The sequence below is a fragment of the Streptomyces poriferorum genome, assembly GCF_019399235.1.
Lineage (GTDB): Bacteria > Actinomycetota > Actinomycetes > Streptomycetales > Streptomycetaceae > Streptomyces > Streptomyces poriferorum.
In genome coordinates this window covers 1-2,362 of the sequence record NZ_JAELVH010000493.1, presented here as the reverse complement: position 1 = coordinate 2,362, position 2,362 = coordinate 1, and the positions used below count along the sequence as shown (strand labels likewise).

Genomic DNA, 2,362 nt, shown 5'->3' with positions numbered 1-2,362 from the left:
GGGCACATCGGCCGCGGCCGGGGCCGGTGTGGCGATCGTGGGCGGTGCCGCGGGGCCGGCGGCGGCGCATGGTCACGGGCACGGGCACGGGCGTCCGCCGAAGCGGTACTCGTTCACCGTGATGGGGACGACGGATCTGCACGGGAACGTCTTCAACTGGGACTACTTCACGGACAAGGAGTTCGACGACAAGGCGCACAACGACGTCGGTCTGGCGAAGATCTCGACGCTGGTGGATCAGGTGCGCCGGGAGAAGGGCCGCCACAACACCCTGATGATCGATGCGGGTGACACGATCCAGGGCACGCAGTTGTCGTACTACTACGCGAAGATCGATCCGATCACCGCGAAGCGCGGGCCGGTCCACCCGATGGCGCAGGCGATGAACGCGATCGGTTATGACGCGGCGGCGCTGGGCAATCACGAGTTCAATTACGGCATTCCGGTGCTGCGGAAGTTCGAGGAGCAGTGTGATTTCCCGCTGCTGGGTGCGAACGCGCTGGATGCGAAGACGTTGCGGCCGGCCTTCGCTCCGTATGTGATCAAGAAGCTGCGTACGCCGCACGGCCGGGATGTGAAGGTGGCGATTCTGGGTCTGACCAACCCGGGGATCGCAATCTGGGACAAGGCGAACGTGGGCGGGAAGATGGTGTTCCCGGGTCTTGAGGAGCAGGCGGCGAAGTATGTGCCGCGGCTGCGTTCGATGGGTGCGGACGTGGTGATCGTTTCGGCGCACTCGGGGAGCAGCGGGACGTCGTCGTACGGGGATCAGATTCCGTATGTGGAGAACGCTGCGGGTCTGGTGGCGGAGCAGGTGCCGGGGATCGACGCGATCCTGGTGGGTCACGCGCACTCGGAGATTCCCGAGTACTTCGTGGAGAACAAGCAGACCGGTAAGAAGGTCGTGCTGTCGGAGCCGTTGAAGTGGGGGCAGCGGCTGACGTTGTTCGACTTCGATCTGGTGTGGGAGAAGGGCCGCTGGGTGGTCGAGAAGGCCGGGTCGCAGGTGTTGAACTCGAACACGGTGGCCGAGGACCCGAAGATCACGAAGATGCTGGCGGACGAGCACACGAAGGTGGTCGCGTACGTCAACCAGGTGATCGGTACGTCGACTGCGGCGATGACGACGGCCGAGGCGGCGTGGAAGGACGAGCCGATCATCGATCTGATCAATGTCGTCCAGGCGGAGACGGTGAAGGCGGCGCTGGCGGGTGGCGAGTACGCGGCGCTGCCGGTGCTGTCGCAGGCGTCGTGCTTCTCGCGTACGGCGCAGATCCCTGCGGGCAATGTGACGATCAAGGATGCGGCGGGTCTGTATCCGTTCGAGAACACGCTTGAGGCGCGGTTGGTGACGGGTGCGCAGATCAAGGATTATCTGGAGTTCTCGGCGCGGTATTACGTGCAGACGGCGGCGGGTGCGCCGGTGGATACGGCGAAGCTGACGAATGCGGATAATACTCCCGACTACAACTACGACGCGGTGTCGGGTCTGACGTATGACATCGACATCGCGAAGCCGAATGGTTCGCGGATCGTGGGTCTTTCGTTCGAGGGGAAGGCGATCGATCCTGCGGCGCAGTTCGTGCTGGCGGTGAACAACTACCGGGCGAGCGGTGGGGGTAACTTCCCGCATGTGCCGGCTGCGAAGCAGTTGTGGGCGAATTCGGAGGAGATCCGGAACACGATTATTTCGTGGGTGCAGGCGAAGGGTTCGGTGGATGGTGCGGAGTTCGCTTCGGTGGACTGGCGTCTGACGCGGGATGGTTCGCCGGTGTTCTAGTCGGGTGCCGGCTGGTGTGTGTGGGGCGGCCGCTCTGCTTCCTTTGTGGGAGGTGGGCGGCCGCCTTTGTGTGTGTGGGGGGCGGGTCAGTTGCCTCGGATGAGGGGGACGAGGACGGGGTTCTGTGCGGGGATGCCGGTGTTCTGGGTGAGGCCGAAGGTGGTGAAGGCGGTGCGTTGGGGGAGGGGGTAGGGGGTGGTGCCGGTGAGGTGGTTGAGGATGGTGGCGCTGCGCCAGGCGGCGAGTCCGAGGTCGGGGGCGCCGACTCCGTGGGTGTGGCGTTCGGCGTTCTGTACGTAGATGTTGCCGGTGATGGTGGGGTCGAGGTCGAGGCGGTGGTGGTGGTCGATGCGGGGGCGTCCGGCGGTGTCGCGGCGTAGGTGGGTGCCGAGGCTGTCGAGGATGGGGTCGAGAGGGCGTTCGCGGTAGCCGGTGGCGAGGACGACGGCGTCGGTGGTGAGGCGGGTGCGGGTGCCTTGTTGGGTGTGTTCGAGGTGGAGTTCGATGCGGGTGTTGGCGAGGCGGCCTGCGGTGCGGACGGTGACGCCGGGGGTGAGGGTGGCGTCGGGCCAGCCGCCGTGG

2 protein-coding genes are annotated in these 2,362 nt (G+C 65.6%); one reads left to right on the top strand and one right to left on the bottom strand.

The window, feature by feature from the left end:
* The coding region (locus JGS39_RS38860) for a bifunctional metallophosphatase/5'-nucleotidase (RefSeq protein ID WP_236066011.1) at positions 1 to 1,780 on the top strand (1,780 nt) is incomplete at its 5' end.
* 86 nt (positions 1,781 to 1,866) lie between these two features.
* Here JGS39_RS38860 and JGS39_RS38855 read toward each other — a convergent pair.
* On the bottom strand, positions 1,867 to 2,362 hold a 496-nt coding region (locus JGS39_RS38855), incomplete at its 5' end, for a SidA/IucD/PvdA family monooxygenase (protein ID WP_219574479.1).